This is a genomic window from Streptomyces sp. NPDC013317, from assembly GCF_055563155.1.
Map to the genome: position 1 here is coordinate 43,635 of NZ_JBVHDX010000021.1, position 20,382 is coordinate 64,016.

Here is a 20,382-nt window from a genome sequence, read left to right on the forward strand (position 1 = left end):
TCCCGGTGGGCGATACTGGGATCGAACCAGTGACCCCTTCGGTGTGAACGAAGTGCTCTCCCGCTGAGCTAATCGCCCGGGAACGGGTTGAACCATACAGGTTTCCGCGGGCTTCCTTCAAACCGCGCGCAGGTGGGCCCTGAGCCCTCGTCGTCCCGCACGCATCATCAGGGCGTGGTTGGCGCGGAAGACGGGCCGCCCGGGGATGGCGAGCCGGCGCATCAGGGGGCTGGTCACCTCGACCTCCTGGTCGTAGACCGCGCGGGTGCGGGAGCCCGCGACCGAGGTGAGGGTCCAGCGCGCCCAGCCCTCCAGGTCTCCGTGGAGCGCGATCTCCAGGACGTGGGCGACGGGGTCACGGTGCCTGGCCTCGGCGGTGACGAGGAGGTCGTACGGGAGGAAGGAACGGAACCGGGCCGTGCCGGTCACCTCGTCGACGGGCACGACCTCACGGACCTGGGGCCACCAGCTCGGGTACTCCTCGGCGCGTTCGAGCACGGCGTAGACGGCGTCGGGCGGGGCGGCGAGCCGCCAGACGCTGCGGAAGCGGTAGCGACACCAGTCCATGACCCCAGTGTGTACGTACTCAGGCCCGGAGATGAGTACCCGCGCGCATGGTTCCGGACTGTGGTCCGGAGCACACTCCGGGCATGGACAACGCACTCCCGCCCGCCGACGAGCTGGTGCTCGTCGACCGCGAGCTGGCCCGACTCGACGCCCGCCGGTCCCAGTTGCTGGCCCGCCGGGCCTGGCTGTTGCACGTACTGGGCGCTCCAGCGGCGTTCCTGGCGCCTCCGCGGGCCGTGGCCGGGCCGGTCGGCGACTCGACGCCGCGCAGCGCGCAGAACGTGCTGCTCACCCTGGGCGGTGTGCTGCTGACGATCGCGGCACTGGCCTTCACCCTGGTCAGCTGGGGTTCGATGGGGATCGGCGGCCGTGCTGCGGTGCTCGCCGCCGTGACGTCCGCGGCGCTGGTGGTGCCGGTGGTGCTGCTGCGGCGGGGGCTCGGTTCGACGGCCGAGGCGGTCGCGGCACTGGGACTGGTGTTCACGGTCCTGGACGCGTACGCGCTGCACCGGGTGGCGCTGCCGGACACGGACGGTCCGGCCTTCGCGGCCGTGGCGTCGGCGGTGCTCGCGGGCGCGTGGACGGCGTACGGAACGGCCCTCGGGCGGCTGCGGCTTCCGCTGCCGGCTGCTGTCGTGGCGGCCCAACTCCCCCTGCCCCTGGCCGTCCTGGCATCGGACGGCGGTCCGCTCGCGCTGGGCTGGGCGGCGCTGGCGACGGCGGCCCTGGATCTGGCCGTGGCGCTCCGGGCGAAGCCGGCGCCGGTACGGGTGACGGCGGGCGTGGGGGCGGGCGTCCTGGGCGGCTGGGCACTGCTCGCGGGCGGCGCGCTGTCGTTCTCCTCGCCGGTGCCGGCGGGTGCGCTGCTGGTCGCCGGTTCGGCCGTGGCCATGGCCGTGGCGTGGAGGGCACCCCGTGCGGCGGTGGCCGCGTCGGTGGTGGCCGGGCTCGCGGTGGTCGCGGCGGCGGGCGGGGTCCTGCGCCTGGTCCTGCCGGGCGACTGGGAGGTCCCGGGGTACGTGCTGTGTGCGGTGGCGCTGACGGGCGCACTGCGGTCGGCGGCCCCGCGCGGCGTACGGACGGGACTGGCCGCGGCGGGCGCCGGGGTGCTGGCCCTGGGCGTGCTCTGGTCCCTCCCGCCGGTCGCGGCGGCGCTGCTCGGCCCCGTGGCGCGGACGGCCCCGGTCTGGTCGGGCGTCCACGCGGACCGCGTTCTGGCCTGGTACCCGTCGACGGCGCCGGCGGTCCTGACCGTCGCGGCCGCGGCTTTCGCCGCCCTGCCGCGCCTCTGGTCCCGCTGCACGGCGCTCTTCCTTGCCTGGGCGGCCCTGACGGCGCTTCCGCTCTCCCTGGAGCTCCCCTACGGGGCCGCTCTGGCCCTCCAGCTGGTGACGACCACGGCAGCCCTCGCCCTGGCGTTCCGCCCGACGCTCCTGACGCGCGGCCTGCCGTCACCGGTCGAGAGCGCCTCGCGACCGCACGGCGAATCCTCCGCGGCCGCCACCCGGAGGAACGACGACGCCGAGACGGCCGCGGAGCGCCCGGACGCAGCCGGCCCCGAGGGCTCGTGGCACGGGTGGGGGCCGGTGCGCCCGGCGGCCGTGACCGTGCCGCCCCGTGAGGTGTTCGGGTGGAGTGCGTTCGGGTGCGGGCTCGTCTCCGCCCTGGGCACGGTCGCCGTGGCCCTGGACACGCGGGGAGCGACCTTCGGGGCGCTCGGCGTCCTCCTCGGACTCTTCGTGGCGGGTGCGTTCCTCTCCGAGGGCGCCCGGCGAGCCGTCGCCGCCTGTGCGGCGGTCGCCGTGGCGACGGGCCTGGTCTCCGCAGGGGCGGCCGCGGCGGCCTTCCGGGCTCCGGGCACCGCCCTGGCCCTGCTCCTGGTCCCTACCGTCACCGCCCTGCTCGGCGCACGTCTCCGGCGCCATCCCGTCGCCCTCCCGGTGGAGGTCACCGGCGCCGCCGTGGCGCTGTTCGCGGTCACGACGGCGGCCACCTCCCGGCCGGCCGTCCTGGCGCTCGCCCTCGCCCTGGCCGGTGTGATCGCCGCCGCCACGGCCGTCAGGCCCGAGCGCCGTCCGCTCGCCTCGTGGACCGCAGGGGCACTGTTCCTCCTGGCGGCCTGGGTGCGGCTGGCCGCCTGGGAGGTGACGACACCGGAGGCGTACACGCTGCCCGTCACCGTGCCCGCCCTCGTGGTCGGCGCGCTCCGGCGGCGCCGCGACCCGCAGGCCTCGTCCTGGGTGGCGTACGGCCCCGGTCTCGCCGCCACGCTGGTGCCCGGTCTCCTCGCCGCCTGGGCGGACCCGGACTGGCCGCGCCCGCTGCTGCTCGGCGTCGCCGCGCTCGTGGTGACCCTGCTGGGGGCACGGTTCCGGCTCCAGGCCCTGCTGGTGCTCGGCGGTACGGTCCTCGCCCTCGACGGGCTGCACGAGCTGGCCCCGTACGTCGTCCAGGCCGTCGGCGCGCTCCCCGCTGGCTGCCGCCCGCGCTCGCCGGTCTGCTGCTCCTGGCCGTCGGGGCGACGTACGAGCAGCGGCTGCGGGACGCCCGCCGGCTCCGGGAGCGGCTCGGCCGCATGCGGTGACCCGGCGGCCACCGTGCCGGGGAACGCCGAAGGCCCGGAGACTGGATCCAGTCTCCGGGCCTTCGGTCCGGGTGGTGGGCGATACTGGGTTCGAACCAGTGACCTCTTCGGTGTGAACGAAGCGCTCTCCCACTGAGCTAATCGCCCGGGCGCACCGCAAACATTACCGCATGTCAGCCGGTGCCCCGACCGTCCCCCGGGTCAGTCGTCGATCTTCCACGGCATGACGAAGCCGTACTTCCAGAGGTAGAAGCCGAGCAGCGCTCCGACGATGACCAGACCGATCGTCGTCAGGATGATGTTGCGCCGCCGGACCTTCGGGTCGAGCGCGCGCTGTGCCGCCTCGGTGACCTTCCGTTTCGTCCAGCGGAGCACGAGCTGCGCCCAGACGAACTCGGTGGCCCAGATCGCCATGCCACCGAAGATCACCAGCCAGCCGGGGCCCGGCAGGGGCAGCATGACGACACCCGCGCCGACCACCGCCAGTCCGACGATGAAGACGCCGACCTGCCAACTCATGTGCAGGGTCCGCCGGGCCTTGATGAACTCGGGGGCCCGGGATCCCAGCTCGGATTCCCCGTCGGCCGCGGACTCCCCGGTGCGCTCGTCACTCTCCGCATTCATGGTCCCAACTTACCGGACCGAGCGACCTCACTCATATGGCGGTATTACCGAAAGTTACACGCGCCCATACGAGCTACCTGAACGATCACAAAACAGACAGAGGGGTTTACAACGGCACCGTAGGTGGCATGTCGATTTCGCCGACGTGCGAATCCCCGAGCGCACACTGAGCGAAAGGCCCTGGCGCTTATGAACACCACGGTCAGCTGCGAGCTGCACCTGCGCCTCGTTGTGTCGAGCGAGTCCTCACTGCCTGTACCCGCGGGCCTGCGGTATGACACGGCCGATCCGTATGCCGTGCACGCCACCTTCCACACCGGAGCCGAAGAGACGGTCGAGTGGGTCTTCGCCCGCGACCTTCTCGCCGAGGGGCTGCACCGGCCCACCGGCACCGGCGACGTCAGAGTCTGGCCGTCCCGCAGTCACGGTCAGGGCGTCGTCTGCATCGCGCTGAGTTCCCCCGAGGGCGAAGCCCTGCTCGAGGCCCCGGCGAGGGCCCTGGAGTCGTTCCTGAAGCGGACCGACGCCGCGGTGCCGCCCGGCACCGAGCACCGCCACTTCGATCTCGACACGGAGCTCTCGCACATCCTGGCCGACAGCTGAGCCAGGCCGAGAGCCGCACGGCGCCGTCCGACTCGGGGCGACGGCGCCGCGCGGACAATCGCATACGGCAGACATCGGCGTCCTCACCGCGCAGCCGGCGCGGAGGAGGGCGCCGACGCCCGTTTCGGGGCCACCGACCGCGGGCCACGATCTCGGGCACGCGGCCGGAGCGGGGTTTCGGCCCCGTACCGGCCCGCTTTCGGACCTCTCCCGGTGCCGCGCGGCGAAGCCGCTAGAGTCAGCGCACATCTGCGGGCACCCGCCCGCAGCAGGCCAGGGAGCGAATCGTGCTGATTCCCCACGACACCCGGATCGCCCTCGACACCGTCGTCGATCTGATGAACACCGCGCCCCAGGGCGACCGCGAGGACGAACTCGTGGACGTCCCGGCGCTGCGCACCTTCGTGCGGGCCCACGACATCAGCGACGTGCGCGAGCTCGACGAGGACGACCTGAAGGCCGTCCAGGGCGTACGGGCCAGGTTCGCGGCGATCTTCGCCGCGCCGGACGCCCGGATCGCGACGACGCTGATCAACCAGCTCGTCGCCGCCGCCGGCACGACGCCGCAGCTCACCAACCACGACGGCTACGACTGGCACGTGCACTACTTCGCACCCGGCGCCTCGGTGGCCGACCACCTCGGTGCCGACTGCGGCATGGCCCTGGCGTTCATCATCGTGGCGGGCGAGCAGGAACGGCTGCGGCGCTGCGAGGCACCCGACTGCGGCCGGGCCTTCGTCGACCTCTCCCGCAACCGTTCACGCCGCTACTGCGACAGTCGGACCTGCGGCAACCGACTGCACGTCGCCGCGTACCGGGCGCGCCGCAAGGAAGCGGCCGGCTGAGCGGCCGCGTGCCGCGTCACAGCAGGAAGAGGTCGTGCACGGCGGCCGTCAGGAGAAGAAAGCCGATCACCGCGAGGAAGATCATCAGCGGTGGCTGGGAGAGCGCGAACAGGCAACCGCGCGGCTCTTCGGTGGGGGCGGGGGCGTGATCCCGCGAGGTATCGAGCATCTCGGGGGGATCATGGCGCAGCGCCCCGCGGGACGGCCCGCAACACGCCCCTCGTAAGGGGGAGTTCATCACATCCCGTGGATGAGGCGCCCTCTCAGATGCCGTGCTTCTTCAGAATCGCCTCGATGTCGCTGAAGTCGTCCGCCGCCGCGGAACTCTGCGGCTTCGGGGTCGCGCCGCGCTGTCCGCGGCCGAGCGAGGGCGCCGAGGCGGCCGGAGCGACGACACCCGGCTCGGCCTTCCCGCCCTTCTCGACCTCCTGGCGCCCCGCCCTGCGCCGCTCGACGGCACGGGTGGAGACGAAGAGCAGCCAGGCCGCGCCGAGCACGCCGAAACCGGCCCAGGCGGTCGGGCTGAAGGCCGTGTCGAAGGCCCACTCCACCGCCCCGGTCATCACCAGACCGATGGGCACCAGGGAGTAGGCGGCGATCCGTGCCGCGGCGAGGAAGCGCTTGCGGTACGCCGTGATCGCGGCGATGCCCAGGCCCGCCACGGACACCGCGGAAAAGATGGTCTCGGCGAGCATGCGATCCTCCAGCGCCTGGTGCGGTACGTCCCTTCCATCCTGCACCGCCGGAGCGGCCCACGGCCATGTCTCCGGGCGGACCTCAGGGAGATCTCCGGGTCACCCCGTCCGGATCTCCTCCCCAGGTCCCGGTTGGGCCGGGCCGGCGGGGGCTGGAAGACTGCCCCCATGAGCGACTCCACCACCCCGTCCGCCTCCCCCGTCACCGTGGAGGCCTGGTTCGACCTCCAGTGCCCCGACTGCTTCCGCGCGCTCGACGACGTGCGCGCGCTGCGCGAGAAGTACGGCGACCGGATCGACGTCCAGCTGCGGCACTTCCCGCTGGAGAAGCACAAGCACGCCTATGCCGCCGCGCAGGCGGCGGAGGAGGCCGCCGAGCAGGGCAAGGGCTGGCCGTACGCGGAGGCGCTGCTGGCCAGGACCGCGGAGCTGGGCGAGCGCGGCGAGCCGCTCCTCATGGACGTGGCGCGCGAACTGGGCCTGGACGCCGAGGAGTTCGACACCGCCCTGATCGACGGACGGCATCTGCTGACCGTCGACGCCGATCAGGCTGAGGGCAAGGCGATCAAGGTCACCGGCACCCCGACCTACGTCGTCGGCGGCGAGCGCCTGGACGGTGGCCAGAGCCAGGACGGTCTGCGCGGGCGCATCGAGGAGATCACCGACCGCCTGCTCGCCGGCTGACGGACCGCGCCGGGGCGGCCAGGGGGTGCCCCGCAGGGGACCCCTAGAGCAACGGCTTGAAGCTGTTGACGTGCGTCGTCCGGTACCCGAGCGAATCGTAGAGCCGGATCGCCGGGGTGTTGCCCGTGAAGACGTGGAGTCCGAGCCGGTCTCCCCCGGCGCCGAGCGTGTCCCGCTCGGCGAGCAGCATCAGGGCGCGGCCGTAGCCGTGGCCCCGATGGCTCTCGGCGACCTCGATGTCGTAGACGTACCTGCCGTGGACACCCGGCTCCAGCTCGCGGGCGCCCGTCCATACATGGCCGACGGTCTCCCCGTCCCGCACCGCCACGCTGATCGCCGCCCCGGGTGAGCGAAGGCCCAGCGGCAGCAGTTCGCGGTGGCTGGCGTCGGCCTTGGCCCGGGCCTGCTCCTCGGGAACACCCCGCTCCATCCAGCTCTGCGCGAAGCCCTCCTGGGCCTCCGCCTTCCACGGCCCGAACTCCGCCTCCGTCATGGGGCGGACCTCGAGACCGGGCGGCAGCGCCGGCGGCTCGGCCGGGAGGTCCTTGACCATGTTCCGGCTGCGTTCGGTGTAGCCGAGGGCCACCGCCATCCGCAGCGCCGCCTCCGCCCGCGCCGGTACGGAGATCTGGACCTCGCGGCAGCCCCAGCCGCGCAGCACCTCCTCGGCGGCGAGCGCGGCGACGGTGCCCCGGCCGCGCCGACGGTCCTTCTCGTCGATGCCGAGGTCCTCGATCACTCCGGCACCGGCTCCGAAGCCGGGTGCGGTGGTGAGGCGCACGGAGCCGACACGGCGGCTGTTCACACAGACGTCGTACGCGCGTGCGCGCCCGCCGTCGGGGGTCTGCTGAAGCGGCTCGGCCGGCCGCAGGGTGGTGGTCATCACCGGTGTTCTACCCACCCTGGCGGCCGTCCGTCATCCCCTTATCGCGCGTGCGGGTCCGTGTTCGCCGCCGCGAGCTCGTCGAAGATCCTCATCGCCTTCGCCGTGACCGGCCCCGGAGCCGGGGACAGTTCACGGTCGTCGACCCGGTGCACGGCCTGGATGTCGCGGAGGGTCGAGGTCAGGAAGATCTCCTGCGCGCTCTCCAGGACGTCCAGGGGCAGGTCGGCCTCCACCGCACCGGTCCACTCGACCGTGAGGGCGCGGGTGATGCCGGCGAGGCAGCCGGACGAGACGGGCGGGGTGTGGATGCGGCCGTCGATCACGACGAACACGTTGGCCCCGGTGCCCTCGCAGAGCTGCCCGACCGTGTTGGCGAACAGCGCCTCGGAGGCACCCTGTTCGCGCGCCCTGGCGAGGGCGACGACGTTCTCGGCGTACGAGGTGGTCTTCAGGCCGGTCAGCGCGCCCCGCTCGTTGCGGGTCCAGGGGACCGTGATGACGGCGGTGGAGTCGGGGCGGCGGCCCGTCTCGCCGAGGCCCACGACGAGGCTGGCACCCTCGTCTCCCCGCTCGGAGCCGAGCGGGGAGAGACCGCCGGTGTACGTGATGCGGAGCCGGCCGAGCTCCATCGGGTTGGCCTCCAGGACCGCGGAGCAGGCGCGGCGGACCTCGTCCAGGTCGGGATCGGGCAGGCCGAGGCCGCGCGCCGAGCGGGTGAGGCGCTCCAGGTGGAGGGTGAGGGCGAAGGTCTCGCCGCGGACGGCCTTGACCGTTTCGAAGACGCCGTCGCCGACCGTCAGCCCGTGGTCCAGGACGGACACCCGGGCTTCCTCGGCGTCGCGCAGTCCTCCGTTGACCCAGAGTTTCATCGAGAAATGGCCTTTCCGCTCGCCTCGTACGCGCCCGACGCTACCGCCAGCAGCCGGGACGCCTTCAACTCGGTCTCCGCCCACTCGCGCTCGGGGTCGGACCCCCAGGTGATGCCGGCGCCGGTGCCGAACCGGAGCACGCCCTCGGGGCGGTCGATCCAGAAGGTCCGTATGCCGACCGCGAGCTCGGCGGTTCGGCGGTCGGCGTCGACCCAGCCGATGCCTCCGCAGTACGGGCCGCGGGGCGCGGTCTCCAGGGCCTCGATGATCCGCAGGGCGCTCGACTTGGGCGCTCCGGTGACCGAGCCGGGCGGGAACGTGGCGGCGAGCAGCTCCGGCCAGCCCGCCTTCTCGTCGAGTTCGCCGCGGACGGTGGAGACGAGGTGGACCAGACCCGGGTGCGGCTCGACGGCGCAGAGCTCGGGAACGGTGACCGAGCCGGTGGCGCAGACCCGGCCCAGGTCGTTCCGCACGAGGTCCACGATCATCACGTTCTCGGCGTGGTCCTTCTCCAGCAGGTCCCCGGCGGTGCGGCCGGTGCCCTTGATGGGGCCGGACTCGACCGTGGCACCCGTGCGGCGCAGATAGAGCTCGGGCGAGGCGGTGGCGATCTCCACCCCGTGGGCGGGCAGCCGAATCGTTCCGGCGTACGGCGCGGGGTTGCCGCGCGCGAGGAGCGCGGTGAGGGCGTCGACGTCGGCCGCGTCGGGGTCGGGCAGCGGCGCGGTCATCACGCGGCAGAGGTTCGCCTGGTAGACCTCGCCGCGCGCGATGTGCTCACGGACACGGCGGACGCCCGCGGTGTACGCGGCGTGGTCGAGGGACGACGTCCAGTCGTCGGCGGCGGGGCCGCGCCAGGCGCCCGGGGTGGGGGCGGGGACCGGGTCGACCCGTACGTCGCCGAAGCGGGCGCAGGTCAGACGGCCCTCGAAGTCCGCGGAGACGGCCCAGAAGCCGGCGGAGTCCAGGGCCGCGGGGTCGCTGGTGACGTCCCGCAGATCGGTCGCGACGAGGCCGCCGAAGCGGGCCAGGGGAGCAAGGTCGTGCACGAATCGAGTCTAGGGCGTGTCCTTTGGATCAGGCCGGATCAGGGAGCGGGGGCATGGGGGTCCCCCTGCTCAAGGGCGGCCGAGAGCTTGGGGGAGCGTGCGGTCGACCGACGACAACGCGGCGGGGGGCACCTCCCGTGCCCGAAGGGCTACGGGGGAGTGCGTGCCGGGCCCCGCGAGCCCGGCATGATCCGAAGGACACGCTCCAGGCGCGCGGGGCGGGGCGGAGGAGCTCACACATGGCCGCGGGCGGCGGACACCCTTGAGGCGCCCCCCCCGAGGCGGCTGCGCGCCACCTGGGGGACACGGGGAGTGAACGTCGCGCGCACGGTCCCGGCCACCCGGCTCCGTGCGCAGCTCAGCACGCTGCGGAAACGCGTTTTTGTGCTGGCCCAGGAATCCGCTAGAGTTCAACACGTCGCCGGGACGCGCAAGCGGAACGGAAACGACAAGCGGACGTGGCTCAGTTGGTAGAGCATCACCTTGCCAAGGTGAGGGTCGCGAGTTCGAATCTCGTCGTCCGCTCGATGTGGGGGATCTTCCCGAACCCCTGTATTCACTCCTGGTGGAGTGGCCGAGAGGCGAGGCAACGGCCTGCAAAGCCGTCTACACGGGTTCAAATCCCGTCTCCACCTCCAAGCGCGATTAGCTCAGCGGGAGAGCGCTTCCCTGACACGGAAGAGGTCACTGGTTCAATCCCAGTATCGCGCACGCAGAACAACCGAAGATCCGGTCCGCATGGACCGTCCCGCGCGATTAGCTCAGCGGGAGAGCGCTTCCCTGACACGGAAGAGGTCACTGGTTCAATCCCAGTATCGCGCACGCAGCAAACCCCTGGTCCTGTATGGTTTGGGACCGTCCCGCGCGATTAGCTCAGCGGGAGAGCGCTTCCCTGACACGGAAGAGGTCACTGGTTCAATCCCAGTATCGCGCACCATACGACGGAGCCCCCGGTCGCCTCTCGCGGCCGGGGGCTCCGTCGTGTCCGCCGTGGCTCAGGAGGAGAAGAGCATCCGGCCGAAGCCACGCTGGTGGTGGTGACCGCCGTGGTGGCCGCCGTGGTGCGGGGCTCCCCACGCGGGGGCGGCGGGGGCGCCGTGCGCCGGGTAGGCCGGCGGGGCGGGCGCGGGCGGAGCCTGCTGCACCCACTGGGACTCGAGCCGGGTCAGGGCCTCCAGCTCGCCGTAGTCCAGGAATATCCCCCGGCATCCGCTGCACTGCTCGATCTGGACGCCGTTGCGGTTGTACGTGTGCATCGCTGCGTGGCACTTGGGACACTGCATGGTCGGCTCAACTCCCTGCCGTTCGAATGGTGCTTTCAGCTTAGGGGGACGCAGGCCGGGCCAACTCGGTTCGGAGTGAGCCGATTCGGGCACACGTGTCGATCATCACGACCTCCACCTCGTCGAGGGGCCGGCGCTCGGCGGTCGACTTGGCAAGGGCGAGCGCCGCCGTCTGGACGGTCAGGGCGCGGGCGGGGACGTCGAGTTGGTCCCAGGGGGCGTGACCGGCGACGGCGGGGCCCCCTGCCCGCACGTACGCGTCGAGGAAACGGGACCAGACGTCCGGGGGCAGGAGGCCGGCGGCGAACCAGGCAGCGGGGCGGGCCAGGTCCCAGGCGGGGTCGCCGAGGCCGAGGTCGTCCACGTCGATGAGGACCCAGGGGCGGCCGGGGGTACGGGGGTCGCGCACGAGCTGGCCGAGGTGGAAGTCGCCGTGGCAGAGGAGGCGGCCCGCCGTCTTCCTCTCGTTCCGCTCGGGGAGGGTGCGCCAGGCGCTCAGGACGGCCTCGACGGCGTTGCGGGGCGCGCCGTCGGCCCGGCGCATCCGCTCGACCGCGAGCGCGGCCTTGGCAGGGGCCCGCATGGCCGGGAGGCCGGGAGGCGGCAGGGTGCGGTGCAGCCGGGCGAGGAGCCGGGCGGCGTCCTCCCAGGGCGCCGCGTCGGGGGCTTCGGGGTCGACCGGGACGCCGTAGGGCCAGGCGGTGACCGGCCTGCCTGAGACCTGCGGGGCGGGGTGGGCGTGGGGCGGGAGCAGGATGCCGTCCAGGGCGTCGAGGGCGGCGACGGCGATCCGGGCCGTGTGCTCGTCGGGGTCGGTGCCGGGGGCGTGGGCCTTCACGACGACCCCTCCGTGGCGGACGACGGTGCCGTCGTCCCGGTCGGCGAGGACGGTACGCGTCTGCGGGGCGCACGGGCAGGACCCGTCGGCCCGGTGCGCGGCGTCGCGGGCGAGGGCGCCCAGTCGTTCGAGTTCGGCCTGCTCCACGCGGGGAGCGTACGCGCCGCCTGCGGGTCCGGGCAGGCTCGGGTGCCTCGGCGAGGCCCAGGGAAAGCGCGAGGGCCGGTCAGCTCCCCAGCTGACCGGCCACACGCTGCCGTCCGCCGCACCCCCGTCCCCACGGGGTTGTTGGCCGGATGTCCCCGACCCGGGCCGCTCTCCCGGGTCCGGGGCGCCGCTCAGCGCCCCAGCATCACGCCCACGGACGACGCTTGAGTGACCACTGCGTCCCAGCCGCCGAAGGCGACGACCAGCAGGGTCGCGAGAGGGAGGACCATGGCGGTCGCCACCAGGGGGTGACGGCGGGCCGAAGGTCGGGTGCTGATCCGCGGTGCCGAATACGCCATGGGTCCTCTCCTGTCGTGTCTGGCAGCGGCGGGTGTTGACCTCGGGGGACGAGTGCTGCACCCGCCGCTTGACTTCAACACTAGGGATCGGACGCCGCGCGAACGTCATGCCCGCGTACCGATCTCCGGGCCTCCCGGAGGATGACGAGCCACGTTCGGCGTACTCCCCTGGGTGGAGGGGCCGGGCTAGGACTGAGGGTCTTCCCTGAGAGGGACCGGCTGCTCGACCAGTGCGAGGACCCGGCTCGCCATGAACCGGGCCGTCCGGACGACCACCCCTGTGCGCGTGACTTCGCTCACTTCCACGACCCCCCGCCGTACGGCCGTCTCCACCCTCCGACCTGCCCGGGATGCCACCACTTCGTACGTCCGTGTCGTGTCCCCCGCGTCCACGACTATCTCCACACGATCACCCTTCATCGTCCGAATCCCCCTTCTGCGATTGGATGTTGGAGAATCCCGCGGTCCGGACGGGCCTCGGAGCCGTCCTTCTGACCACCCCTCAAGTGTCCTCCCCAGCACTGACAATCGATCCGCGCGCGAGGGCGCGGCCTATGAGCACACCGGGTCGTCACTACGTAAGCTGTGCCACGTCGAACGGACGAGGGGACGGACATGGCGATGATGCGGCTCCGGCGCGAGGATCCGCGGATCGTCGGGTCGTTCCGGCTCCACCGCCGGCTCGGGGCCGGCGGGATGGGGGTCGTGTACCTGGGGTCCGACCGGCGGGGGCAGCGGGTGGCGCTGAAGGTGATCCGGCCCGATCTTGCCGAGGACCAGGAGTTCCGGTCGCGCTTCGCGCGCGAGGTGTCCGCGGCGCGCCGGATCCGGGGCGGCTGCACGGCCCGGCTGGTCGCCGCCGACCTGGAGGCCGACCGTCCGTGGTTCGCCACCCAGTACGTGCCCGGCCCGTCGCTGCACGACCGGGTCGCCGAGGAGGGGCCGCTGCGGGCCGCCGACGTGGCCGCGATCGGGGCGGCGCTCTCGGAGGGCCTGGTCGCCGTGCACGAGGCCGGGGTCGTCCACCGGGACCTCAAGCCGTCGAACATCCTGCTGTCGCCCAAGGGCCCGCGGATCATCGACTTCGGCATCGCCTGGGCCACCGGCGCCAGCACCCTCACCCACGTGGGCACGGCGGTCGGCTCCCCCGGCTTCCTGGCGCCGGAGCAGGTGCGAGGCGCGGCCGTCACCCCGGCCACGGACGTCTTCTCGCTCGGCGCCACCCTGGCGTACGCGGCGATGGCGGACTCTCCGTTCGGCCATGGCAGTTCGGAGGTCATGCTCTACCGGGTGGTCCACGAGGAGCCGCAGCTCGGCGGTGTACCGGACGCGCTGGCCCCGCTCGTGCGGGCGTGTCTGGCCAAGGACCCCGAGGACCGGCCCAGCACGCTCCAGCTCTCCATGCGGCTCAAGGAGATCGCCGCCCGCGAGGCGCAGGGGCTCCCCGCGAGCCGTCCGCCGGTGCAGCGGGAGCGTACGGAGCAGTCGACCGGCAGCCGTCCGACGGAGCGCTACACCGAGCGCACGACCCAGGGACGGGACCAGGGCGGCCCCGCCGCCCGGCCGTCCGCGCCCCGCACGGGCGGCGGCTCCGCGCGCGCCTCGCAGTCCCGTCCGAACGGGCGTCCCGCGCCGTCCCGCCCCGGTGGCGCGCGCACGACGTCGACGGGCCGCCGTCCGGCCAACCCGCGACTGCTGCGGCAGCGGCTCTTCGTGTTCGTCGTGGTGACGCTGGTCGTCGCCCTGGGGATCGCGGCCGCGCAGGCGCTCCAGGGCTAGGGCCTGTCTTTCGGATCAGGCCGGATCAGGGAGCGGCGGCGTGGGGGTCCCCCCTGCTCGAGCGCAGCCGAGAGCTTGGGGGAGCGTGCGATCGCACGGCGGAGAATGGAGTCCACGCGGAGCGTCGACGACTGACGACAACGCGGCGAGCGCGCGTGCCAGGCGTCGCGAGCCCGGCATGATCCGAAAGACAGGCCCTAGGGCGAAGCACGCCCTGGCAGGGGCCGGCGGTCAGTCCTGCGGGCGGCCGCTCGCCACCGCGTAGAAGGCGACGGCCGCCGCCGCGCCCACGTTGAGCGAGTCCACGCCGTGCGCCATCGGGATGCGCACCCATTCGTCCGCCGCGCGCAGCGCCTGCGTGGAGAGGCCGTCGCCCTCGGCGCCGAGCATCAGCGCCGCCCGTTCGAGCCGGTGCGGGGCCGCCACGTCGATCGGGGAGGCCTTCTCGTCCGGGGTGAGGGCGAGCAGCTTGAAGCCCGCCTCCCGTACCGCCTCCAGGCCGCGCGGCCAGGTGTCCAGCCTCGCGTACGGGACGGAGAAGACAGCGCCCATGGAGACCTTCACGGAGCGGCGGTACAGCGGGTCCGCGCAGTCCGGCGACAGCAGCACGGCGTCCATGCCGAGGGCGGCCGCGCTGCGGAAGATGGCGCCGATGTTGGTGTGGTCGTTGACCGACTCCATGACGGCGACCCTGCGGGTCGTACGGAGCAGGTCCTCGGCGCTCGGCAGCGGCTTGCGCTGCATGGAGGCGAGGGCCCCGCGGTGCACGTGGTAGCCGGTGACGCGCTCGGCGAGCTCCGGCTGCACCGCGTACACGGGCGCGGGGACCTCGTCGATGACGTCCCGCATGACGTCGACCCACTTGGCGGAGAGCAGCATCGACCGCATCTCGTACCCGGCCTGCCGGGCCCGGCGGATGACCTTCTCGCCCTCGGCGATGAACAGCCCCTCGGCGGGCTCGCGCCTGCGGCGCAGCTCCACGTCGGTCAGGCCGGTGTAGTCGCGCAGGCGCGGGTCGTCGGGATCGTCGATCGTGATGAGTTCGGCCACGAGGTGATACTGCCTTGTCCGGGGTGCGGTGCCAATGTGTGCGACGAGGGGTTCGATCACCCCCGGCCACGGGTCACTTCACGAGCTTGTCGGGGCTCTCCGTGACCACGTCGCCGATGACGATGACGGCCGGCGGGCGGACCTCCTGGGCCCTCACCGTCTCCGCGACCGTGGCGAGCGTCGAGTCCACGCGGCGCTGGGCGGCCGTCGTGCCCTCCTGGACGAGGGCGAGCGGCGTCTCGGGGGATTTGCCGTGGGCGACGAGTGCCTCGGCGATCTTCCCGATCTTGTCGACGCCCATCAGGATCACCAGCGTGCCGGTGAGCTTGGCGAGCGAGGCCCAGTCGACCAGGGAGCGCGGGTCGTCGGGCGCCACGTGGCCGCTGACGACGGTGAACTCGTGGGCCACGCCGCGGTGCGTGACCGGGATGCCGGCCGCGCCGGGGACGGAGATCGAGCTGGAGATGCCGGGGACGACGGTGCAGGGGATGCCCTCCGCCGCGAGCGCCTGGGCCTCCTCCATGCCGCGGCCGAAGACGAACGGGTCGCCGCCCTTGAGCCGCACCACCGACTTCCCGGCCTTGGCGTGCTCGACGAGCGCGTTGTTGATGGCCTCCTGCGCCATGAACCGGCCGTACGGGATCTTCGCCGCGTCGATCACCTCGACGTGCGGAGGCAGCTCGTCGAGCAGGTCACGGGGGCCGAGGCGGTCGGCGATGACCACGTCGGCCTCGGCGAGCAGCCGGCGGCCGCGGACCGTGATCAGGTCGGGGTCGCCGGGGCCGCCGCCCACGAGCGCCACGAACGGGGTACGCGAACGGTGCTGCGGGGCCGCGAGGGAACCGTCCCGCAGGCCCTCGACGATGGCGTCCCGTACGGCGGCGGAGCGGCGGGGGTCGTGGCCGGTGAGCACGGCCACGGTCACGCCCTCGCTCCGGCCGGTGGCCGGGGTCCAGGCGGTGGCCGCGTCGGCGTCGTCGGCCCGCACGCACCAGGTCTTGGTCCGCTCGGCCTCGTCGGAGGCCGCGGCGTTGGCGACGGGGTCGCTGGTGGCCACGAGGGCGTACCAGGCGTCGGCCATGTCCCCGTCCTCGTACCGGCGCCGGACCCAGGTGATCTCGCCGGTCTCGGCCATCGCCTCGACGGACGGGGTCGCGGACGGGGAGATCAGCGTGACGTCGGCGCCGGCCGCGACGAGGGCGGGGAGCCTGCGCTGGGCGACCTGGCCGCCGCCGAGGACGACGACCCGCCTGCCGGAGAGGCGGAGGCCGACGGGGTAGGCGGGGTACGCGGCGGTCTCGACGGGGTCGGCCATGGGTGTGCGGCTCCTCGGAGAGGCGGGGTACGGGGCCGCTGCGGCGGTGAAGCGGCTGGTGGGACGCGGTGCGTGATCGGTGCCCACGATATCGGTCACCGGGGACGGGCGGCCTGTGACGGATGTCCCTGCCCGTGGAGCCCGGGAGGGACTCGCACCGGGCCGTGGTGATGTGCCCACCCGTTCCGCGGCGCGGGACGGGTGGGCACTGCGGTCACGGCGGGGTGGCTACTTCTCCGTCACGCCCGCGGAGTCGAACGTCGCCACCTCGTGCATCGCGCGGGCCGCGCTCTGGACGATCGGCAGGGCGAGCAGGGCGCCGGTGCCCTCGCCGAGGCGGAGGTCGAGGTCGACCAGCGGGCGCAGGCCCAGCTTGTTGAGGGCCGCCACGTGGCCCGGCTCCGCACTGCGGTGGCCCGCGATGCAGGCAGCCAGGGACTCGGGCGCGATCGCCCGGGCCACGAGCGCCGCCGCGCCCGTCGAGACGCCGTCCAGGACGACCGGCGTACGCAGCGAGGCCGCGCCCAGGATCAGGCCGACGAGCGCCGCGTGCTCCAGGCCGCCGACCGCCGACAGGACACCGATCGGGTCCGCCGGGTCCGGCTTGTGGAGGTCGAGGGCGCGTCGCACCACGTCGACCTTGCGGGCGTGCATCTCGTCGTTGATGCCGGTGCCGCGACCGGTGACCTCGACCGGGTCGACCGCCGTGTACACGGAGATCAGCGCCGCGGACGCGGTGGTGTTGGCGATGCCCATCTCGCCGGTCAGCAGGGCCTTGTTGCCCGCCGCCACGAGATCACGGGCGGTCTCGATGCCCACCTCGATCGCACCGAGCACCTCCTCGCGGGTCATCGCGGGACCGGTCGTGAAGTCACCCGTGCCGGCGCGGACCTTGCGCGGCAGCAGGCCGGGGGTGGCCGGCAGGTCGGAGGCGACACCGACGTCGATCACACAGACCTCGGCGCCCACCTGGTTGGCGAAGGCGTTGCAGACCGCTCCCCCGCCGAGGAAGTTCGCGACCATCTGGCCGGTCACCTCCTGGGGCCAGGCGGTGACGCCCTGGGCGTGCACGCCGTGGTCGCCGGCGAAGATCGCGACGGCCGCAGGCTCCGGGACCGGCGGCGGGCACATCCGGGAGAGCCCGGAGAGCTGCGCGGCGATGATCTCCAGCATGCCGAGCGCCCCGGCGGGCTTCGTCATGCGCTTCTGCCGCTCCCACGCCTCGCCGAGCGCCTTGGCGTCCAGCGGGCGGATGTTGGCGACGGTCTCCTGGAGCAGGTCGTGCGGCTCCTCGCCGGGCAGTGCCCTGCGGCCGTATGTCTCCTCGTGGACGACCCAGGAGAGCGGGCGGCGCTTGGACCAGCCCGCCTGCATGAGCTCGGGCTCCTCGGGGAACTCGTCGACGTAGCCGACGCACAGGTACGCGACCACTTCGAGGTGCTCGGGCAGGCCGAGGGACCGCACCATCTCGCGCTCGTCGAAGAAGCTGACCCAGCCGACGCCGAGGCCCTCGGCGCGGGCGGCGAGCCAGAGGTTCTCGACGGCGAGCGCGGACGAGTACGGCGCCATCTGCGGCTGCGTGTAGCGGCCGAGGGTGTGCCGGCCGCCCCGCGTGGGATCGGCGGTCACGACGATGTTGACCGGGGTGTCGAGGATGGCCTCGATCTTCAGTTCCTTGAACTGCTTCGCCCGGGCCTTCGGCAGCGACTTGGCGTAGGCCTCGCGCTGGCGCTGGGCGAGTTCGTGCATGCTCCGGCGGGTCTCGGCGGAGCGGATGACCACGAAGTCCCAGGGCTGGGAGTGACCGACGCTGGGGGCCGTGTGGGCGGCCTCCAGGACGCGCAGCAGCACCTCGTGCGGGATCGGGTCGGAGCGGAAGCCGTTGCGGATGTCGCGGCGCTCGCGCATGACGCGGAGCACGGCCTCGCGCTCGGCGTCGGCGTACCCCGGCGCCGGTGCGCCGACGGGCTGCTCGACGTCCACCGAGTCGACGTCCGCCGTCTCGGCTTCCACCGTCTCGATGTCCGCCGCGTCGATCTCGGCCGCCTCGGTCTCGGCCGCCTCGGTCTCGGCCGCCTCCTCGTCAGCCGCGGCGGCGGGCGCCGGGTCGGCGAGGGCCCCGTCCGTGTGCTGCTGCTCGACCGCGTCCCCCGGGGCGGCGGGCTCCTGGACCACCGGCTCCTCGGCGACCGCGACCGCCTCTTCGGACGGCGCCTGCGCCGGGGGCTCCTCGACGGGCCCGGCGTTCTCGATCGGTTCGACGTTCTCGATCGGTTCGGCGTTCTCGATCGGTTCGGCGTTCTCGATCGGTTCGGCCGAGTCGGCCGACTCGGCCTGCTCGGCGACCGGTTCCGCTGCGGTGGGCTCCTCGGCGACCGGCTGGTCCACGACCTGCTGGTCCACGACCGGCTCGTCCGCCACGGGCTCGGCGGCGGCCTCGGCGGCCGCGGGCTCCTCAAGCGCCTCGACGGCGGCTTCCTCGGCCTGCGGTACGGGTACGGCGGCGGCCGGGCCGCCGTCGCGCGGCGCGGGGACGACCACGGGGGCCTCCTCCACGGACGCCTCGATCGGCACGGCCTCTTCCGCGGGCGCCTCGGCGACGGGAGCCGCCTCGGCCACGACGGGCTCCTCCGCCACGGCCGGAGCCTCGGCGACGGGCTCCTCGGCCACGGGCTCCTCGGCCACCGTCTGCTCGGCGGCCTGCGTCGGCGCCAGGTGCGGGGTGGTCGGAACCGTGCCCTCGACCTGGACGAACTGACCGACCGTTTCTGCGGGCATCGGCTGCTGCACGGACGTCTGCGGCTGCGAGTCCCACGGGACGGCGCCCTGCGGCGGCGTCTCGCCGAGCTGCGCGGCGGCCGGGGCGGCCGGCTGCTCCTGGGGGATGTCGAGGTACTCGGGGCCGGTGGTCGGCGGACCCGCGACCCGGCTGGGGACGGGGGTGGGCGCCGTCGCGGCGACGGGGACCGGGACCGGCGCGGCCATGGGCGCGGGAGCCGCAACGGCGGAGGCGGGACCGCGGTCGGCCAGGGACCGTACGACTCCCCCGTTGTTCTCCGGCATGGGCGGACCCAGGTGCAGGGGACGGCGGGCGGGCGGCGGGGTCGGGGCGGAGGTCGTCGGCGGCACGCGGACGCCGCTGAGGTCCACCGACCCGGAGTCGCGGCCCGCGGCCTCGTGGGCGCCGGTGTCGAGGATCCCGGGCTCGTAGCCGTGGTCGGTCACGACCTCGGCGCCGTACGGCTCCTGGGGCGCGACGGGCACGCCGTGCGCGGGGGTGGAGACGCCGTGGTGGACGTTCTCGGCCGCCATCGGCATGCCGTGGGCGGCCTCCGGGGCCGTCGGGACACCGTGCGCGGGGGTGGAGACGACCTCGTGCGCGACCGGGGCGGCGGGGGCGGCCTGAGGGGCCGCGGGGGCCATCGGGGTCTGAGCGGCCAGGGCGTCGGCGATCGGTCCGGCCAGCGGGTCCGTCAGCGGGTCGCCGAGCGGCGGCAGCTGGCCGGGCATCATGCCCTGCGCGGTCACCTGGGCGGGGACGGCGACGGGCGGCGCGGGCACGGAGCCGGGCTGGTGCTCGCTCCACGCGCCCTGCGCACCCGGCATCAGGAGCAGGTCGTCGTCGTCGGCTGCGCTCTCGGAGGGGTCCAGGAAGGTGTACGCGCCCGGAGCGGGGATGCCCGGCTGCTCGACCATGCCTGCGTTCTCCGGCAGCCCCTCGCCCGGGACCTGGCCGGTGTCCGTCATGCGTACCCCTCGCCCATCGGTTGTGCTCCTTCAGACCTTCGCCCGTCAACAAGAACGAGCGTGCGCGCCGTGCGGCACGAATGACGCGCGGACACCCCAGCATTGTCGCGGCCAACGGCCGTCATGACAGGCGGATCCGGCACGGTTTGCTGTGGACTGCGCCACGTCGCGCGTCCCCCGGTTGCTCCGTACCACATCAGCGGCCGGAAGCGGCCACTACGTCCGGACATCGGCGAACAAAAGGCCGACGGTCCGGGTGCGGTACGACGATCGGCCAGCCTACCTGGCCGGGCGGGGCGGCTCGATCACGGGTGGCCTCGCTCCAGCGGGACTAGGGGGTGTCTTGTGGATCAGGCCGGATCAGGGAGCGGCGGCGTGGGGTCCTCCCTGCTCGAGCGCAGCCGAGAGCTTGGGGGAGCGTGCGATCGCACGGCGGAGGATGGAGTCCACGCGGAGCG

The 20,382-nt window shown here is 73.6% G+C and carries 19 protein-coding genes, 7 tRNA genes and 1 pseudogene; 10 read left to right on the forward strand and 17 right to left on the reverse strand.

The window, feature by feature from the left end; all coding sequences use genetic code 11:
• Positions 1-6: 6 nt before the first annotated feature.
• The 3 genes from ACZ3IJ_RS34115 to ACZ3IJ_RS34125 form a co-directional block, all read right to left on the reverse strand.
• A tRNA-Val gene (locus ACZ3IJ_RS34115) sits at positions 7-78 on the reverse strand.
• Between the two features lie 39 nt (positions 79-117).
• Positions 118-567: an SRPBCC family protein gene (locus ACZ3IJ_RS34120; RefSeq protein ID WP_467474767.1), complete on the reverse strand. Its 450-nt coding sequence runs from the start codon at positions 565-567 to the stop codon at positions 118-120.
• A gap of 19 nt (positions 568-586) precedes the next feature.
• On the reverse strand, positions 587-1,870 hold the full coding sequence (locus ACZ3IJ_RS34125; RefSeq protein WP_467474816.1) for a hypothetical protein: 1,284 nt from the start codon (positions 1,868-1,870) through the stop codon (positions 587-589).
• 733 nt (positions 1,871-2,603) lie between these two features.
• On the opposite strand from ACZ3IJ_RS34125, the pseudogene ACZ3IJ_RS34130 reads away from it, so the two are divergent.
• A pseudogene (locus ACZ3IJ_RS34130) lies at positions 2,604-3,151 on the forward strand (SCO7613 C-terminal domain-containing membrane protein).
• A gap of 72 nt (positions 3,152-3,223) precedes the next feature.
• Here ACZ3IJ_RS34130 and ACZ3IJ_RS34135 read toward each other — a convergent pair.
• Positions 3,224-3,298: transfer RNA gene (locus ACZ3IJ_RS34135), tRNA-Val, on the reverse strand.
• A 54-nt stretch (positions 3,299-3,352) separates the two neighbouring features.
• Complete coding sequence (locus ACZ3IJ_RS34140) at positions 3,353-3,775, reverse strand: TIGR02611 family protein (RefSeq protein WP_391799709.1); 423 nt, start codon at positions 3,773-3,775, stop codon at positions 3,353-3,355.
• A gap of 189 nt (positions 3,776-3,964) precedes the next feature.
• Between ACZ3IJ_RS34140 and ACZ3IJ_RS34145 the strand changes: the two genes are divergently transcribed.
• Together ACZ3IJ_RS34145 and ACZ3IJ_RS34150 are read left to right on the forward strand one after the other, a co-directional pair.
• On the forward strand, positions 3,965-4,378 hold the full coding sequence (locus ACZ3IJ_RS34145; protein ID WP_015032345.1) for an SsgA family sporulation/cell division regulator: 414 nt from the start codon (positions 3,965-3,967) through the stop codon (positions 4,376-4,378).
• 287 nt (positions 4,379-4,665) lie between these two features.
• Complete coding sequence (locus ACZ3IJ_RS34150; protein ID WP_391799708.1) at positions 4,666-5,223, forward strand: CGNR zinc finger domain-containing protein; 558 nt, start codon at positions 4,666-4,668, stop codon at positions 5,221-5,223.
• Between the two features lie 16 nt (positions 5,224-5,239).
• Here the strand turns inward: ACZ3IJ_RS34150 and ACZ3IJ_RS34155 are convergent, their stop codons facing one another.
• Both ACZ3IJ_RS34155 and ACZ3IJ_RS34160 read right to left on the reverse strand, forming a co-directional pair.
• Positions 5,240-5,392, reverse strand: a complete 153-nt coding sequence (locus ACZ3IJ_RS34155) for a hypothetical protein (protein WP_467474770.1) — start codon at positions 5,390-5,392, stop codon at positions 5,240-5,242.
• A gap of 94 nt (positions 5,393-5,486) precedes the next feature.
• On the reverse strand, positions 5,487-5,918 hold the full coding sequence (locus ACZ3IJ_RS34160) for a hypothetical protein (RefSeq protein WP_467474772.1): 432 nt from the start codon (positions 5,916-5,918) through the stop codon (positions 5,487-5,489).
• A 168-nt stretch (positions 5,919-6,086) separates the two neighbouring features.
• Here ACZ3IJ_RS34160 and ACZ3IJ_RS34165 point away from each other — a divergent pair, with 168 nt between their 5' ends.
• Positions 6,087-6,602: a DsbA family protein gene (locus ACZ3IJ_RS34165; RefSeq protein ID WP_467474774.1), complete on the forward strand. Its 516-nt coding sequence runs from the start codon at positions 6,087-6,089 to the stop codon at positions 6,600-6,602.
• Between the two features lie 43 nt (positions 6,603-6,645).
• Here the strand turns inward: ACZ3IJ_RS34165 and ACZ3IJ_RS34170 are convergent, their stop codons facing one another.
• From ACZ3IJ_RS34170 to ACZ3IJ_RS34180, 3 genes are read right to left on the reverse strand one after another with little or no spacing between them, the layout of a single operon-like run.
• Positions 6,646-7,485, reverse strand: a complete 840-nt coding sequence (locus ACZ3IJ_RS34170; RefSeq protein WP_467474776.1) for a GNAT family N-acetyltransferase — start codon at positions 7,483-7,485, stop codon at positions 6,646-6,648.
• 41 nt (positions 7,486-7,526) lie between these two features.
• Entirely contained in the window at positions 7,527-8,357 is an 831-nt protein-coding gene (locus ACZ3IJ_RS34175) for an aminotransferase class IV (protein WP_467474778.1), read from the reverse strand.
• Positions 8,354-9,406 carry a chorismate-binding protein gene (locus ACZ3IJ_RS34180; protein ID WP_467474780.1) on the reverse strand — a complete coding sequence of 351 codons (1,053 nt, stop codon included), beginning with the start codon at positions 9,404-9,406 and terminating at the stop codon, positions 8,354-8,356. The genes ACZ3IJ_RS34175 and ACZ3IJ_RS34180 overlap by 4 nt, the downstream gene beginning before the upstream one ends.
• A gap of 452 nt (positions 9,407-9,858) precedes the next feature.
• Between ACZ3IJ_RS34180 and ACZ3IJ_RS34185 the strand changes: the two genes are divergently transcribed.
• The 5 genes from ACZ3IJ_RS34185 to ACZ3IJ_RS34205 all read left to right on the forward strand — a co-directional run bounded on the left by ACZ3IJ_RS34185 (position 9,859) and on the right by ACZ3IJ_RS34205 (position 10,343).
• A tRNA-Gly gene (locus ACZ3IJ_RS34185) sits at positions 9,859-9,931 on the forward strand.
• Between the two features lie 39 nt (positions 9,932-9,970).
• A tRNA-Cys gene (locus ACZ3IJ_RS34190) sits at positions 9,971-10,044 on the forward strand.
• Position 10,045: 1 nt separating this feature from the next.
• Positions 10,046-10,117 (forward strand) — tRNA-Val (locus ACZ3IJ_RS34195).
• Between the two features lie 39 nt (positions 10,118-10,156).
• Positions 10,157-10,228, forward strand: a tRNA-Val gene (locus tag ACZ3IJ_RS34200).
• A 40-nt stretch (positions 10,229-10,268) separates the two neighbouring features.
• Positions 10,269-10,343: transfer RNA gene (locus ACZ3IJ_RS34205), tRNA-Val, on the forward strand.
• Between the two features lie 58 nt (positions 10,344-10,401).
• Here the strand turns inward: ACZ3IJ_RS34205 and ACZ3IJ_RS34210 are convergent.
• The 4 genes from ACZ3IJ_RS34210 to ACZ3IJ_RS34225 all read right to left on the reverse strand — a co-directional run bounded on the left by ACZ3IJ_RS34210 (position 10,402) and on the right by ACZ3IJ_RS34225 (position 12,453).
• Positions 10,402-10,689, reverse strand: coding sequence for a TFIIB-type zinc ribbon-containing protein (locus tag ACZ3IJ_RS34210; protein ID WP_361438827.1), 288 nt, complete (start codon positions 10,687-10,689; stop codon positions 10,402-10,404).
• A gap of 40 nt (positions 10,690-10,729) precedes the next feature.
• A complete protein-coding gene (locus tag ACZ3IJ_RS34215; protein WP_467474782.1) occupies positions 10,730-11,674 on the reverse strand; it encodes a phosphotransferase family protein in 945 nt (314 codons plus the stop codon).
• A gap of 191 nt (positions 11,675-11,865) precedes the next feature.
• Positions 11,866-12,033, reverse strand: a complete 168-nt coding sequence (locus ACZ3IJ_RS34220) for a hypothetical protein (protein ID WP_352186502.1) — start codon at positions 12,031-12,033, stop codon at positions 11,866-11,868.
• Positions 12,034-12,219: 186 nt separating this feature from the next.
• Positions 12,220-12,453: a hypothetical protein gene (locus ACZ3IJ_RS34225; RefSeq protein WP_137990476.1), complete on the reverse strand. Its 234-nt coding sequence runs from the start codon at positions 12,451-12,453 to the stop codon at positions 12,220-12,222.
• A gap of 195 nt (positions 12,454-12,648) precedes the next feature.
• Here ACZ3IJ_RS34225 and ACZ3IJ_RS34230 point away from each other — a divergent pair, with 195 nt between their 5' ends.
• Positions 12,649-13,812, forward strand: coding sequence for a serine/threonine-protein kinase (locus ACZ3IJ_RS34230; RefSeq protein ID WP_467474814.1), 1,164 nt, complete (start codon positions 12,649-12,651; stop codon positions 13,810-13,812).
• Positions 13,813-14,043: 231 nt separating this feature from the next.
• Here ACZ3IJ_RS34230 and ACZ3IJ_RS34235 read toward each other — a convergent pair whose 3' ends face one another.
• The 3 genes from ACZ3IJ_RS34235 to cobT form a co-directional block, all read right to left on the reverse strand.
• The gene (locus ACZ3IJ_RS34235) at positions 14,044-14,862 is read right to left on the reverse strand and encodes a TrmH family RNA methyltransferase (protein ID WP_467474785.1); all 819 of its coding nucleotides are present in this window, start codon (positions 14,860-14,862) and stop codon (positions 14,044-14,046) included.
• Between the two features lie 73 nt (positions 14,863-14,935).
• Complete coding sequence (gene cobA / locus ACZ3IJ_RS34240; protein WP_467474787.1) at positions 14,936-16,177, reverse strand: uroporphyrinogen-III C-methyltransferase; 1,242 nt, start codon at positions 16,175-16,177, stop codon at positions 14,936-14,938.
• Positions 16,178-16,405: 228 nt separating this feature from the next.
• Positions 16,406-19,924 (reverse strand): nicotinate-nucleotide--dimethylbenzimidazole phosphoribosyltransferase, encoded by a 3,519-nt coding sequence (gene cobT / locus ACZ3IJ_RS34245; protein ID WP_467474789.1) that lies wholly within the window; start codon positions 19,922-19,924, stop codon positions 16,406-16,408.
• Between the last annotated feature and the right edge of the window lie 458 nt (positions 19,925-20,382).